Genomic DNA, 12,686 nt, shown 5'->3' on the forward strand with positions numbered 1-12,686 from the left:
TCGTTGACGATTAACGGTTAACAATCATCAGTCATCACTCATTATGCAAAACAGCCCCAGATGAACTGAGGCTGTTTTGCGAGAGTTGTTTGGTAGAGGAGTACATCAATAAGTGATGCTTCGTTTTAAATATAGATAATTCAGTATGCATCCCTATTCAAGGCTGTTTTGGCATATCCGGACGATATAGATAATTCAGTATGCATCCCTATTCAAGGCTGTTTTGGCATATCCGGACGATTTAGAAAATAAAGAAACTCCAGATACGCTTAAGGCATTCTGGAGTAGTAACAGGTTTCTAACATAAATCAATTTTTACCTATGCGATCGCCAAATGTCCTTAGGGTATATACTCAAATGTCTTTTATGTCTCATCATCCGCAAATTGAACAACAGGTCACTTTCTTTTATACTCACGATCTCAATGCATCCACAGAATTTTATGAACAAAAGCTGGGTTTGGAGTTGTGGCTTGACCAAGGAAGCTGTCGAATTTATACTGTTAGTGGTTCAGGATACTTGGGATTGTGCCAAGCAAGCGAAATCTCAACTCCTTCACCAGAAAAGCAATTGAGTGTCATTTTTACCTTGGTAACACAGCAGGTAGATGAATGGTTTGAATATCTCCAAGAACGTGGCGTCAAATTTGAAAAGCCACCTACACTAAACGAAAAGTACAACATTTACCATTGTTTTTTACGCGATCCCAGTGGTTATTTAATTGAAATTCAACGTTTTGAGGCTAATCACAAAAAAAAGACATAACTTATTTAGCTATGTCTAAACACTGAATTTACAGGGCAGGATTTGTACAGGTTAGAACTTGTTGATTTACTAGGGTACGTGATAACGATTAATGACCTATGGTCATTATCGATAGGTATGTACCTTTTCTTCTATACATTTATCGGGGTACGATGCGGGATTTATGCAGCCAGCCTAGAATCGTTACATTTGTTTATAAACACGTGCCTAGGCGTAGGCATCGCCTTTGAATTTTTTCAGACAGAAACTAGGATACAGTGATTTCTGCAAGCATATCCCATTGATTTCTAACCCTATTTTTCCAGTATTTTCCTTGAAAATTGTGTTACTTCTATAGTTATTGTTTTTAAGTTATAAATGTTTTTTAGGGTGACTACATGATTACTGAAAAACTGAAATGGATAAACACAACATTACAACTTAAAGGTTCTGTAACAAGAAAGATTTACAAACACATTTTATGGTCTGGAGCTTTCGGATTTTTGATTTCTATACTTTACCATTTTAAACAGCCTGTATCCCAACCTATTTTAGGAAGTGTTATCCCTAGTATTGTTTTGGGTTTGTTACTTGTCTTTCGTACCAATACCGCTTATGAACGGTTTTGGGAAGGGAGAAAATGTTGGGGTTCTCTAGTAAATAACATCCGAAATCTGGCGCGGCAAATTTGGGTATCAGTTGACGAAATATCCCCAGATGATAAAGAAAATAAAATTATGGCACTAAATTTATTGGTAGCTTTTGCTGTGGCAACAAAATTACATTTACGCGGAGAACCTGTCAATAGCGAGTTACAAGAATTAATGCCATCTACCAAGTATCTACAACTGAAGATCATGAATAATCCCCCTATAGAACTAGCATTTTGGATAGGAGATTATTTACAACAGCAATATAATCGTAATTGCCTCAATAGCTATCAGTTAACATCTCTTCAAGAATTATTGAATAATCTTGTAGATAATTTAGGTGCTTGCGAACGGATTTTAAAAACACCCATGCCCCTCGCTTATGCTATTCATTTGAAGCAATTGCTGATTTTATATTGTTTCTTACTACCATTTCAAATCGTCCAGAGCCTTGGTTGGTGGACAGGTTTAGTTGCGGCTTTAGTTGGTTTTACGGTGTTTGGTATTGAAGCCATCGGTTTGGAGATAGAAAACCCCTTTGGGTATGATGCTAATGACTTACCTCTAGATGCAATTTGCAAGACAATGAAACGCAATATTGACGATTTAATTACTTTAACTCCTAGTGCCCAAACATATACAAAAAAGGTCTAACGAAAATATTAATTACAAGTTAATATTGTCTTTTTGAAAAACCTGGTGCTACCCTATTTAATTTTCGTTTAGTACTTCTATCAACTTGAAATAAGTAGATATTATTGGCTTTTTTATAAATGCCGAATTGCGATTTCCAATCCTTCACATACACCGCTGAGAAAATCTAAATCTAAACTAGCAATGGTGTCACTAGATTTGTGATAGTGTGGATTACGTAAAAATGCTGTATCTGTGATCATCATTGCTGGATAACCTAAATCCCAAAAAGGTGCATGATCGCTGAGTCTAGTTTGGGGAACTATTAAACCTCGATTTGGCACGGGTAGCCATTGACTAGGTACACCAACTTGCCGAATACTACGACTCATACCAATTAAGTCACCAAGTGTTCGCCAATTGCCAATTAAAGCAATAAAATCACCGCTATTTGGGTAGAAACGTTCCAAAAAAGGGGGGTAACTTTGAGAACCAGGTGTAGAATCTCTATAACCGAGCATTTCTAAGGAAATCATTAAACGTAGTTGTTGTTTTTGTTGGCGCAACACAGCTGCATAGTCAGCACTACCGAGTAAGCCATATTCTTCCATGTCAAAAGCAACGAACCTTAAGGGATATCTTATTGGTTCGGTAGCAAACTTCCTGGCTAATTCCAGCAAAACTGCTACACCTGTAGCATTATCATCCGCGCCTGGTGTTCCTGGAACAGCATCATAATGGGCACCAATTAAGATAGGTGACAAATCCTTTTTTTGTCCTCTAGCTTCCGACGGTAAATTTAATATGAAATTCTTACAAGCTTTACCTCTTACTTGGAAGGTGTGGATTTCCACACTCCCCCATTGGGAAAATTGCTGGCGGATATATTCTTGGACAAAAAAATGTCCACCTGTTGCCATGTAAGGATCGCGTTCTCGCGCTATCTCACTCAGGGAAGTTTGTAATCGTTCTGTTAAATTCAAATTTTTAAAATAGTCGCAATATTCAAGTTTTCAGACACTCAAAAAACCAGAGCAAGTATGATTAAGGTGCATTTACCAACTTGCAGATAGAGCGAATAGAAGTAGCTAGATAACAACAATTGAGGCTGCTTGGACACACCAACCATCGTCAATGCTATCCTAGTCTTGCAACTATCTCTTCTAGCTGAACTTTTTAACTTATTACCTTAATGACGACTATTATACCATTGAGGTGTTTTCACCCTTTAGCACAAAACTAGAGGTAGTTCCGCCAATCATAATAAATATATAAGACACTTTAGGAGAAGAGTAACGCATGGGCAAGGTAGTCGGCATCGACTTGGGTACAACCAACTCAGTAGTCGCCGTGATGGAGGGTGGCAAGCCGGTGGTGATTGCCAATGCAGAAGGAATGCGAACAACCCCATCTGTGGTTGGCTTCAGCAAGGAAGGTGAAAGAGTGGTTGGGCAAATGGCACGGCGACAAACCGTCCTCAATCCCCAAAATACCTTTTTTGCAGTTAAGCGCTTTATTGGGCGCAAGTATGGGGAACTTAGTCCAGATTCCAAGCGTGTACCCTACACTATCCGCAAAGACGAAGTAGGTAATATTAAAGTTGCTTGTCCCCGTCTCAATAAAGATTTTGCCCCAGAAGAAATTTCGGCAATGGTGCTGAAGAAATTGGCAGACGATGCTAGTCGTTATTTGGGTGAACCAGTGACAGGGGCAGTGATTACAGTACCCGCTTATTTTAACGATTCCCAGCGGCAAGCAACCCGCGATGCTGGCAGAATTGCTGGCTTAGAGGTGCTGCGGATTCTGAATGAACCGACTGCGGCATCTTTGGCTTATGGATTGGATCGGGGTGAGACAGAAACTATCTTAGTTTTTGACTTGGGTGGTGGCACTTTTGATGTGTCGATTTTAGAAGTAGGGGATGGCATATTTGAAGTTAAAGCTACCAGTGGAGATACACAACTTGGTGGTAATGATTTTGACAAACAAATAGTAGATTGGTTGGCAGAGCAATTTCTGGAAACAGAAGAAGTAGACTTAAGACGCGATCGCCAAGCTTTGCAACGTCTGATGGAAGCTGCGGAAAAAGCCAAAATTGAACTTTCTGCTGTCAGCGTCACTGATATTAACTTACCTTTCATCACCGCCACTGAAGACGGTCCCAAACATCTGGAAACTCGCTTGACTCGTTCCCAGTTTGAAAGTTTATGTGGTGATTTGGTAGGACGATTGCGGACACCAGTTAAACGCGCCCTCAAAGATGCCGGACTCTCATCTAGAGACATTGAAGAAGTTGTACTAGTTGGCGGTTCCACAAGGATGCCAATGGTGAAGCAGCTGGTACGGGACTTAATTGGCATAGAACCTAACGAAAACGTCAATCCCGATGAAGTAGTGGGAGTGGGTGCAGCAATTCAAGCAGGTATTCTGGCGGGAGAACTCAAAGATGTGCTGCTTTTAGATGTGACACCGCTATCTATGGGATTGGAAACTATTGGCGGCATCATGAAAAAACTCATTCCCCGCAATACTACCATACCAGTACGCCGCTCTGATATATTTTCTACGTCGGAAAATAACCAAAATACTGTGGAAATCCACGTAGTTCAGGGCGAACGGGAAATGGCAGCAAACAACAAGTCTTTAGGACGGTTCAAGCTGTATGGCATCCCTCCAGCGCCACGGGGTATTCCTCAAGTTCAAGTATCCTTTGATATCGATGCCAATGGCATTTTACAGGTAACAGCTTTAGATCGAACCACTGGGCGAGAACAGAGTATCACCATTCAAGGCGCTTCAACTTTGAACGAGTCGGAAGTGAATCGGATGATTCAGGATGCTCAAAAATACGCCGATGTCGATCGCGAACGTAAAGAACGAGTAGAAAAACGGACTCGTTCTGAAGCGTTGATTTTCCAAGCAGAACGACAACTCAGAGAAGTAGCCTTAGAATTTGGGATGCAGTTTGCCCGCAACCGCCGTCAAAGAATTGATAATATTTGCCGACAGCTAAAGGAGAGTCTCCAGGAAAATAGCGATCGCGGTATTGACCAAGCCTACGCTGACCTGCAAGATGCTCTATATGAACTAAATCGAGAAGTCCGTCAGTATTATGCTGAAGACGAAGACGATGATTTGTTGGGTACTATCCGTGACATCTTTACTGGCGGCGATAAGGAACGGGAACGCGAACCTTTCCGAGATACATTTCGGGAACGTGACTCCTATTCCAAGGACTATGGCAGAGACAAAGATTATGGTAAAGACTATGGCAGAGACTATAGCCGAGATAATCGTTCTTCCTCCTATGACAGCCGTCCTCCACGCAAATCCCGTCCTAGTTACCAAGATAACTGGGATGAAGAAGAAGATAATGATTGGTTGTAGTGCTTTTAAAAGAAGTTAGGAGTTAGTCAATTTTGGGTTTTAGATTTTAGATTTTTTCTTCAATCCAAAATCCCAAATGATAAATCTAAAATTGGCGAAGTGAGAAGTTAAAAATTAAATCTTTCAACTCTTAACTCTCACTCCTAATTAATCCAAAATCCCAAATCTAAAATCTAAAATTTAAATAACTGACTATGCAAAATTTGCAGAATTTCCGCGATTACTACGAAATTTTAGGAATATCTAAAGACGCCTCTAGTGAGGAAATTAAAAAGGTTTATCGGCGATTAGCAAGACAGTATCATCCCGATTTAAATCCTGGAAATAAGGCAGCCGAGGACAAATTTAAAGATATCGGTGAGGCATATGAAGTTCTTTCAGACACCGCTAAGCGATCGCAATACGACCAGTTTAGCCGCTATTGGAAGCAAAAAGGCTTTGCCGGCAACAAACAAACGCCAAAGGCTAAAAGCTGGCAAAGTGGTGCTAACGGTCGCAATGAGAATCAGGATGTAGATCCAAGTCAGTTTGCTGACTTTGAAAGCTTTATTAATCAAGTTATTGGTGTCAACAATAAAAATGGAGCTAGTAAATCTAATAATGGTAATAGCGATCCATATCGTTCGCCGAGAACAAAAGTTGCTTACACAGTTAACACCCCACCTCGGACTAATCGTCGTGATATAGAAGCCAGATTGACTATACCCTTAGAAAAGGCTTATCAAGGTGGTAATGAACGCATTCGCTTAGAAGATGGGCGATCGCTAGAAGTTACTATGCCTTCAGGTATGGTCACAGGTCAAACTATTCGTTTGCGAAATCAAGGTGTTGGAGGTGGTGATTTATACTTAAAAATTACCGTTGAGCCTCATCCATTATTTAAGCTTGATGGTTCCAATATAGTCTGCCAAGTACCAGTTACTCCCAGTGAGGCAGTTTTAGGAGGCCAGGTAGAAGCACCCACTCTCGATGGGCCTGTAAAAATGACCATTCCTCCTGGAGTTAGGTCTGGTCAAAAATTTCGACTAGGTAATAAAGGCTACCCCAGTGATGATGGGAAACGTGGCGATCAATTGGTAGAAATTCAAATAGTTACACCGAAGAATATTAGTCAGGAAGAACGGGAACTTTACGAAAAGTTGCGGCAAATTGAAACCTTTAAACCTCGCGCTGACTTAATAGGTTAGTCTTCATCTGGAAAAATAGTTTCTATATCTTGTGAACCATGCAATATACATAAGCTGATATGCGTCTAAATTATATAAAGACTCTTTATAATCGTTGATGGTTGACGGTTATCGGTCATCAGTCAACGGTCAACCGTCATCGAGACTGTTTTGTTTCAACCTACAACTCACATAAGCCGTACTAGAGAAAAAAGATTTACCATAAGATCGACCAGAAGTAATTACATTAAATACACATATCTGGCATGTAGAAAAAATAGCTGGTTATTTTAACTCGTTACATACCTGTAAATAAATTTTCCCCCGACCTACTTAAATTAATACTTTATTTGTTATGCCTTATTCTGTCTTTCCCAATGGATAAAGGATTTAAAATATAAAAATATCTTTGAGCAAAGTAACTCAAACAGCCGTGAATCAAAACGGGGCAATGCCACAAAGCAGTAAACCAACTTATTACTCCCTGCTAGGACTGCATCCCTCGGCATCGGTAATCGATATTCGTCGGGCTTATCGACAACTGAGCAAACGCTATCATCCTGATACTACAGACTTACCTGCTGCTGTAGCTACTACCAAATTCCAGCAAATCAACGAAGCCTACGCTACCCTTAGTCATCCAGAACGGCGGTTAAGCTACGATTTTAAAATTGGCTATTCCCGCTTTGGAGTGATTCAACCACCCCCTGACTTGAATCATCCCGTCTCCCATTCCTATGACTTTTCCAAATCAGCTTACCTCGATGCAAGCGATCGCCCCCTTTCATCTGGCGAAATCTTTGCTTTATTTATACTAGTGTTAACATTTGTCGGTTGTCTGTTACTAGCAGTTGCCATTGGCTTAACTCGTGGTGAGGCTGCTTTCCCAAAGCATTTGCTCCAACCAACTCAATCCATACACGAGCAAATTACCTATGTGTCCCAATTAATTACCCTAATGGTAATTAACAATTAAGATATTTGTAGTTCATTTTGAATTGCTTATGCCTCTTCTTCCCGCTGATACCCCCTTATACAATCATCCGCTACCACAAATTGAGCAGTGGCTAAAAGACCAAGGCTGTCAACAAGACGAAACACAGAAGCACTGCTGGCGCGTACAGCGACCCAATTGGCAAGCTGAACTTTGGCTCGATGTTGAGCAAATTGTCGTGCGATATTTCCAATCTGGAGAAAATGCACAAGATATTCAACGGTCATTCAAGTATTCTCTGAGTCGGGAAGATATAGAACAAGCAGTTTTTTCTGGTCCATAGAGATTGCTGAGTAGAGTTAAGCGTAAATTTAGACTAAGGTAGATAGCGATCGCATTTCCATAAACTGTAGAATTGTTGGGGATAATAATACGGCTTATGTGAGTTGTCGGCTGAAACAACGCAGTCTCGTTGATAACGGTAAGTTGACGATTAAAGCTAAGGCTGAAACCTTTGAGATTGCTGGAGAATTTTTAACTCACATAAGGCGTATAACGTCCGGCAGTAAGAATCATGACTATACCCATCGATGAAGGAAGGGTGAGATGAGCGATCGCACTTTTGGACTTAACAAAGCAGGTAGATCAAATTTTTTAAATCCATCTCTTGTCTCACCAAATACTCCAACGCTGGCGAATCCAACACGCAGTTTTGGTTTACCAACAAATAATCAGATCCAAACAGCCACAAAAGAACCAACCAACCTTCAAGAAACCGAGGCTATTGGCGAGCAATCGTTGTTATCAGAAGCTATTGAGCAAAGGTCTTTTGGTCACGATATTAGTCGCATAGCATTGCGTCGTCCCCAAGCAAAGCTAACGGTGAGAGAACCAGGGGATAAGTACGAGCAAGAAGCTGATTGGATGGCAAACCAGGTAATGCAGATGGTTGTGCCAGACTTATTTAACACTCCTAGCGTAGAGCCTGTACAAAATTCCTTGCAGCGCCAATGTGCAGTCTGCGAGCAGGAAGAAGAGAAAGTACAAACGAAGCTATCAATGCAATCGGCTAGTAATGGAGGTTTTGAGGCAGGAGATAATATTGAAAGTCGGCTCAATCGAAGTAAAGGTGGGGGAAGTCCGTTATCGGATGAAGTGCGAGGCTTCATGGAACCGCGCTTTGGTGCTGATTTTAGTCAGGTGCGGGTGCATACTGGCAGCGAAGCAGTGCAGATGAATCGAGAGTTAAATGCTCAAGCATTTACTCATCAGCAGGATGTTTACTTTGGCGCCGGCAAGTCTCCTGCAAAAGATGCGTTGACTGCTCATGAATTAACCCATGTTGTGCAGCAGATGGGAGGACTTAAAACTAAGCAAGTCTCGAAACAGCCAACTGTGCAACAAAAGTGTTCCATTTGCGAAAAAGAGGAACCAGAGATACAGCGATCGCCTAATATATCAGCAGTTTCTCCAACTGGGATACAAAGGTGGTCGCTTTTTGATGATGATGAAGATAAGACGGACTCAGAAAGTAGCTCAAGCGGTGGCATCTTAGATTGGGCTAAAGAGAAAGGCAGTGCAGCGGTAGATACCGTCACTCAAGCTGGAGGCGATGTTTATGACTGGGCTAAAGAAAAAGGTGGTGCAGCGGTAGATTCTGTCACTCAAGCTGGAGGCGATGTTTATGACTGGGCTAAAGAAAAAGGTAGTGCAGCCTTAGATTCTGTCACTCAAGCCGGAAGTGATGTCTATGATTGGGCTAAAGAAACTGGAGAGCAATACGTTAGTGCTTTGTTAGAGGAGAAAAAAGCCAGTCTACTTGCACAGATTAATAAAGCAATGCAAAAAGTTTCTGGACAAGAGTTTGTATACTTAACAGACGGTCAAATAACTACTTTGAATGGTCATTGTGCAGCCTTGAGTGAAAAATCACAAGGTTTGATAAATCTGCCCGGAATTGTTGCACTAAAAGATTCTGAAACTTCAACGGATGTTTCTGGAGCAAAGCCTATTGCAGCATCCACAGTTGAAAGTCTTTTGATAAATTTACAGTCATCAGTTTCTGCACCTTTCATGTCTCCTAGTTTAGTTTCTAGTACTTCTGATTCAGAAACTGTTCAAGGTAGTATTCAACGGTTTGCACCCGCAATTCCTTTGGTGGCAGGTCTTAGTCTTGCGGTTATTTTGGCAATAGTGGCAATTGCTTTAATGATTATTTTAATAATTGTATCAGCACCTCTGATAGTAGCTAAGATAAAAGAGAAGACGGACACTGACACAAAAGAAGAAGATAAGACTAAAACCAAGAGCAAGAAGTGTTCGGATGAAGTTGTCGAAACTCTTAACAACGAAATGCACGAGTTTTACAATAAAGCAAGAAAGTGTTCGCCGCAACTTGATACCTGTGAATCAGCAACGGCAAAGGTTGCTGCCGGTTACGGGGCACTTGACGGACGGGTAAAGCTTCAGCAAAAGTGTTATTCGCCAGGTGATGAAAAATATGAGGAGCATATGAAAAAGATAGCTGAGACTAACGCAACTCTCCAGAATTGCGTGGAAGTAATGCATGAGAAGTGTGGCGATCGCAAGTGAATGGCATAGTTGATAAAAACGCCCACCAAAAGCGATCGCTTACAATTAAAGTTACTCCTACTCATCCAAAAATCCATGCAAATCGTTCTGCCACCTGAAGTAGAAGCCTTAGTTCAACGCCAACTCACTAGCGGTAAGTATCAGAACGCGATTGAAGTTATTCTTGCGGGTATAAAACTCCTAGAACAACAAGAAGACATCTATCAAGCACGATTGCAAGATGTTCAACAAGAAGCACGCATTGGCTGGGAAGCCTCGCAGCGGGGCAAAGTCGTTGATGGCTCAACTGCAATGGCTCAAATTCGCGCTAATGTGCGATCGCGCTACGGTGTTTCAGACGAAACATGACCCCACAATTTCGCTTCACCAAACCTGCGATTCAAGATATCGAGCAAATTGCGGATTACATTGCTAGATAATCTGGCTTGGCTCAGTCTGAGATTTTTTTGAGTAAGCTTGATGTGAAATTTGCCAAAATTGCTCAGTTCCCTGGTCTTGGAAGACAGCGTGATGAAATTTTAACCGGTATCCGTAGTCTGTCAATAGAAAATTACCTTATCCTCTACATACCCATAGGGCAAGATGTGGAAATTTTCCGTGTTGTCAGTGGCTATCGAGATATAAAAGCTCTATTCCACGACTCTGATTCTTGATACTCCTCGATCTAAATAAACAAATAATAGGGGACATCCAAAAATTAAATTACTCAATTTCTGCATCAAATACGACTATCAGGTTTCTTCTCCTCCTGCTCCTCAAAGCGATTGATTATTTTTTTATTTGGAAGTCCGTAGTGCGATCGCTTATTTTGTAGGGTAGGTATTGCCAAAAATGGGCGAGCGCGTCAAAATCCTTAAAAGCAATGCTCACCCTACTGACTTAAACTTTCCCAAACCGTCGCTCTCTTCGCTGGTAGGCACACAAAGCGCGATGAAATTCCACACGGTCAAAATCTGGCCAGAGAGTATCGGTGATGTAAATTTCCCCATAAGCCATTTGCCAGAGCAGGAAATTAGAAAGACGCATTTCTCCACTTGTGCGGATTAACAAATCTGGGTCAGTAATTCCGGCTGTGTACAAATGGCTTTCAAATACCTGTTCATTTATTTCATCAGGTTGTAGGAGACCTTGCTGGACTTGGTTGGCGATCGCTCGACAAGCTTGTATAATCTCCTGCCGTCCGCCATAATTGGTTGCCACTGAAAATCGGATAGCACGATTATTTTTGGTTTCTTCCATCGAACGAGAAATTTCTTGTTGGAGCGATCGCGGTAAAGCTTGCAAATTTCCGACAAACTTGATTTGCACGTTCTCTTCAACCATTTTCCGCAGTTCTTGGCGTAAAACTTTTTGGAATAGAGTCATTAAAAAATCTACTTCTTCCTGGGGTCTTTTCCAGTTCTCGGTGGAAAAAGCATAAGCTGTTAGTGCTTGAATTCCCCAATCTTTGCAACAACGAAGCAAATCCTTGAGAGCATCAACTCCTCGCTTATGACCCATAATTCGGGGTAGACCTTGACGTTTAGCCCATCGCCCATTGCCATCCATAATCACTGCAACGTGCTGGGGTAATAGTTCTCTATTCAAATCAGTAGGCAAATCTTGGAGTTTAGTTTGTTGTAGTGTCATTTTTTATCTCGAGAAGCGGTTGTTCGCGTAGCGCGTCGAAGACGTGGTAATCGGAGTAAACGTGAAACCAATGCTAGTGCCTTCCCACCTATCTGACGAGCCAAGCTGAAAAGACCAGGAGCAACAGCTTCCCGATCGACGGTTGGGGATAACAGAGCCTCTAATGACTCTTTCAACTTCCTAATCGTCAGCGGCCTATTTAGGGTTCCCCGTTCCGCTAAGGAAATTGAACCCGTTTCTTCAGATACAACGACACAAATGCAATTTTCCACCCGCTCAGTAATTCCCATTGCCGCTCGGTGGCGTGTTCCCAGCTGGCGGGAGGCTGTGCGTCCCGAAAGTGGTAAGATTATACCCGATGCCACAATCCGAGATCCACGGATTAATGTCGCCCCATCATGTAACAAAGTTTTTGGCTGAAAAATTGTCTGAATCAGTTCTTTAGAAACTTCCGCGTTGAGCTTTACTCCTGGCACAGAAAAATCCCGCTCATCAATCGGCCCTGTGGTTTCCAAAATTAGTAAAGCTCCAATGCGGTTTTTTGACAATTCCTTAACAGCCTCAACAATTTCATCAATTACACTATCAGACTTGGGGATTGCTAAGCGATCGGGTTGAAACAGCTGACGGAATTCGCCACGCCCCAATTGTTCTAAAAATCGCCGAAATTCTGACTGTAGAGCAACTGCCATCGCTACAGCACAACCAATTACCAATTTTTCCAGTACAAAATTTAGCAGAAGTAGTCCGAATTTCCCACTTAGTGCTGAGGCTAACATCAAGATAATGAATCCCCTCACCATCCATAGTGTGCGGCGCTCACTAATAATAACTAGTATCATGTACGTCAGCGCCAACACCAATACAATATCCAGAGTCCCAAGTAGCAAGGACTGTGACCATCCCAGGTTTATCAGCCATTGCTTCCACCAATCTCTCATGACATCTGGA

At 41.7% G+C, this 12,686-nt stretch carries 12 protein-coding genes; 9 read left to right on the forward strand and 3 right to left on the reverse strand.

Annotation, left to right across the window (positions count from 1 at the left end; all coding sequences use genetic code 11):
- The first annotated feature begins 366 nt into the window (after window positions 1-366).
- Window positions 367-765: a VOC family protein gene (locus ACFG4S_RS25415; RefSeq protein ID WP_392531712.1), complete on the forward strand. Its 399-nt coding sequence runs from the start codon at window positions 367-369 to the stop codon at window positions 763-765.
- 377 nt (window positions 766-1,142) lie between these two features.
- Window positions 1,143-2,048: a bestrophin family protein gene (locus ACFG4S_RS25420; protein WP_392531713.1), complete on the forward strand. Its 906-nt coding sequence runs from the start codon at window positions 1,143-1,145 to the stop codon at window positions 2,046-2,048.
- Between the two features lie 113 nt (window positions 2,049-2,161).
- On the opposite strand, the gene ACFG4S_RS25425 is transcribed toward ACFG4S_RS25420, so the two are convergent.
- Window positions 2,162-3,010, reverse strand: coding sequence for a M28 family peptidase (locus ACFG4S_RS25425; RefSeq protein ID WP_392531714.1), 849 nt, complete (start codon window positions 3,008-3,010; stop codon window positions 2,162-2,164).
- A 316-nt stretch (window positions 3,011-3,326) separates the two neighbouring features.
- On the opposite strand from ACFG4S_RS25425, the gene dnaK reads away from it, so the two are divergent.
- From dnaK to ACFG4S_RS25460, 7 genes are all read left to right on the forward strand, one after another.
- Window positions 3,327-5,414 (forward strand): molecular chaperone DnaK, encoded by a 2,088-nt coding sequence (dnaK, locus tag ACFG4S_RS25430; protein ID WP_392531715.1) that lies wholly within the window; start codon window positions 3,327-3,329, stop codon window positions 5,412-5,414.
- A gap of 194 nt (window positions 5,415-5,608) precedes the next feature.
- Window positions 5,609-6,601 (forward strand): DnaJ C-terminal domain-containing protein, encoded by a 993-nt coding sequence (locus ACFG4S_RS25435; protein ID WP_392531716.1) that lies wholly within the window; start codon window positions 5,609-5,611, stop codon window positions 6,599-6,601.
- A gap of 430 nt (window positions 6,602-7,031) precedes the next feature.
- Window positions 7,032-7,556, forward strand: a complete 525-nt coding sequence (locus ACFG4S_RS25440) for a J domain-containing protein (RefSeq protein ID WP_392536078.1) — start codon at window positions 7,032-7,034, stop codon at window positions 7,554-7,556.
- A gap of 28 nt (window positions 7,557-7,584) precedes the next feature.
- Window positions 7,585-7,857 (forward strand): DUF3143 domain-containing protein, encoded by a 273-nt coding sequence (locus ACFG4S_RS25445; protein WP_392531717.1) that lies wholly within the window; start codon window positions 7,585-7,587, stop codon window positions 7,855-7,857.
- A gap of 263 nt (window positions 7,858-8,120) precedes the next feature.
- Window positions 8,121-10,106 (forward strand): DUF4157 domain-containing protein, encoded by a 1,986-nt coding sequence (locus ACFG4S_RS25450; protein WP_392531718.1) that lies wholly within the window; start codon window positions 8,121-8,123, stop codon window positions 10,104-10,106.
- A gap of 9 nt (window positions 10,107-10,115) precedes the next feature.
- Window positions 10,116-10,454, forward strand: a complete 339-nt coding sequence (locus ACFG4S_RS25455) for a type II toxin-antitoxin system ParD family antitoxin (RefSeq protein ID WP_392531719.1) — start codon at window positions 10,116-10,118, stop codon at window positions 10,452-10,454.
- 98 nt (window positions 10,455-10,552) lie between these two features.
- Window positions 10,553-10,759: a type II toxin-antitoxin system RelE/ParE family toxin gene (locus ACFG4S_RS25460; RefSeq protein ID WP_392531720.1), complete on the forward strand. Its 207-nt coding sequence runs from the start codon at window positions 10,553-10,555 to the stop codon at window positions 10,757-10,759.
- A gap of 226 nt (window positions 10,760-10,985) precedes the next feature.
- Here the strand turns inward: ACFG4S_RS25460 and uppS are convergent, their stop codons facing one another.
- Both uppS and cdaA read right to left on the reverse strand, forming a co-directional pair.
- On the reverse strand, window positions 10,986-11,735 hold the full coding sequence (uppS, locus tag ACFG4S_RS25465; protein ID WP_392531721.1) for a polyprenyl diphosphate synthase: 750 nt from the start codon (window positions 11,733-11,735) through the stop codon (window positions 10,986-10,988).
- Window positions 11,732-12,676, reverse strand: coding sequence for a diadenylate cyclase CdaA (gene cdaA, locus ACFG4S_RS25470; protein WP_392531722.1), 945 nt, complete (start codon window positions 12,674-12,676; stop codon window positions 11,732-11,734). Before cdaA ends, uppS begins: the two co-directional genes overlap by 4 nt.
- Between the last annotated feature and the right edge of the window lie 10 nt (window positions 12,677-12,686).

The sequence above is a fragment of the Nostoc sp. C117 genome (assembly GCF_043099735.1).
Classification (GTDB): domain Bacteria; phylum Cyanobacteriota; class Cyanobacteriia; order Cyanobacteriales; family Nostocaceae; genus Nostoc.

Excerpts from the sequence above, each read along its gene's own strand:
- ACFG4S_RS25445 (WP_392531717.1), top strand. The coding sequence starts at position 7,585 with ATGCCTCTTCTTCCCGCTGATACCCCCTTATACAATCATCCGCTACCA.
- cdaA (WP_392531722.1), bottom strand. The coding sequence starts at position 12,676 with ATGAGAGATTGGTGGAAGCAATGGCTGATAAACCTGGGATGGTCACAG.
- uppS (WP_392531721.1), bottom strand. The coding sequence starts at position 11,735 with ATGACACTACAACAAACTAAACTCCAAGATTTGCCTACTGATTTGAAT.
- ACFG4S_RS25435 (WP_392531716.1), top strand. The coding sequence starts at position 5,609 with ATGCAAAATTTGCAGAATTTCCGCGATTACTACGAAATTTTAGGAATA.
- ACFG4S_RS25440 (WP_392536078.1), top strand. The coding sequence starts at position 7,032 with ATGCCACAAAGCAGTAAACCAACTTATTACTCCCTGCTAGGACTGCAT.
- dnaK (WP_392531715.1), top strand. The coding sequence starts at position 3,327 with ATGGGCAAGGTAGTCGGCATCGACTTGGGTACAACCAACTCAGTAGTC.
- ACFG4S_RS25420 (WP_392531713.1), top strand. The coding sequence starts at position 1,143 with ATGATTACTGAAAAACTGAAATGGATAAACACAACATTACAACTTAAA.
- ACFG4S_RS25450 (WP_392531718.1), top strand. The coding sequence starts at position 8,121 with ATGAGCGATCGCACTTTTGGACTTAACAAAGCAGGTAGATCAAATTTT.
- ACFG4S_RS25415 (WP_392531712.1), top strand. The coding sequence starts at position 367 with ATGTCTCATCATCCGCAAATTGAACAACAGGTCACTTTCTTTTATACT.